At 70.4% G+C, this 1,382-nt stretch carries 2 protein-coding genes; one reads left to right on the top strand and one right to left on the bottom strand.

Annotation, left to right across the window (positions count from 1 at the left end):
* Positions 1 to 43 precede the first annotated feature (43 nt).
* The gene (locus ACWF94_RS40515) at positions 44 to 601 is read right to left on the bottom strand and encodes an HIT family protein (RefSeq protein ID WP_453500304.1); all 558 of its coding nucleotides are present in this window, start codon (positions 599 to 601) and stop codon (positions 44 to 46) included.
* A 106-nt stretch (positions 602 to 707) separates the two neighbouring features.
* On the opposite strand from ACWF94_RS40515, the gene ACWF94_RS40510 reads away from it, so the two are divergent.
* Positions 708 to 1,382: potassium channel family protein (locus ACWF94_RS40510; RefSeq protein ID WP_453500302.1), on the top strand; the 675-nt coding region annotated here is incomplete at its 3' end.

The following is a 1,382-nucleotide window of genomic DNA, read 5'->3' as shown; positions in this document are numbered from 1 at the left end:
GCGTACGGTCGTACGGTCGTACGGTCCAGCCCGTGCGTACGCTCTAGCGCGCCCAGACCTCCGCGAGCATCGCCCGGGTGTCCGCGAGCAGCTGCGGCAGCACCTTCGTATGCCCCACGACGGGCATGAAATTGGTGTCCCCGCCCCACCTCGGCACGATGTGCTGGTGCAGATGCGCGGCGATCCCCGCCCCGGCGGCCATCCCCTGGTTCATCCCGATATTGAACCCGTGGGCTCCGGAGGCCGCCCGCAGCGCCGTCATCGCCCGCTGGGTGAACACCGCCAGCTCGGCGGTCTCCGCCCCGTCCAGCTCGGTGTAGTCGGCGACATGCCGGAACGGCACCACCATCAGATGCCCGCCGGTGTACGGATAGAGGTTCAGCACCGCGTAGACGAGCGAACCGCGCGCGATCACCAGCCCGTCCTCGTCCGACTTGGACGGAATGGAGCAGAAGGGGCAGCCGTCACCGGCCTCGGGCCCGCTCGGCTTGTTCTCCCCCTGGATGTACGCCATCCGATGGGGCGTCCACAAGCGCTGGAACGCGTCCGGCGTCCCCACCCCGATCTGCTGCTCCGGCTCACTCGTCATGCAGTGCAGCATATGGCGTCGCCCCCGCCGCGCGTGTCGCCGGGGGCTGGCCGGACCGGGCCCCGCGATGCTGTACCGATGAACGGGATGCCGCACCGATGAACGGGACGCCGTACCGATGAACGCCGTACCGATGAACGACGAGAACAGGCTGTCGCGCTGGCGGGGACGCATGGAGGTCCCGCTGTTCCTGGCCTCCGTGCTCTTCCTCGCCTGCTACGCGGTGCGGGTGCTCGCCCATGGCCTCCCTCAGGGCTGGCTGGACGCCGCGCTGGCCGTGACCTGTGCGGCCTGGGCGCTGTTCATCATCGACTACGCGGTCTGCTGGCGGCTCAGCGGCCAGGGCATCGGCTTTGTCCGGAGGCACCTCCTGGACGCGATCGTGGTGATCCTGCCGCTGCTGCGCCCCCTGCGGATCGTCCGGATCTACGAGTCGGTCCGGCGCCGCCACGCGGACACCCGCCCCCGGCTCGCCCTGTACGCGCGGGTGATCGCCTACTCCGGTATGTCCGCGGTGCTGATGGGCTTCGCGGGCGCCCTCGCGGTGTACTCGGCGGAGCGCGGGGCGCCGGGGGCGACGATCCTCACCTTCGGGGACTCGGTCTGGTGGATGTGCTCGACGCTGACGACGGTCGGATACGGCGATGTGGCCCCGGTGACCACGCTGGGGCGGCTGGTGGCGGTGGTGATGATGGCGGGCGGGCTGGCGCTGCTGGGGGCGGTGACGGGGTCGTTCTCGTCGTGGCTGATCCAGACGTTCAGGCTGGAGGAGGACAGAACGCCCTCGGGGGAC

Source organism: Streptomyces sp. NPDC055078 (assembly GCF_053607985.1).
Note: the sequence above shows the minus strand (reverse complement) of the source record. Positions and strands in the feature narration are given on the sequence as shown.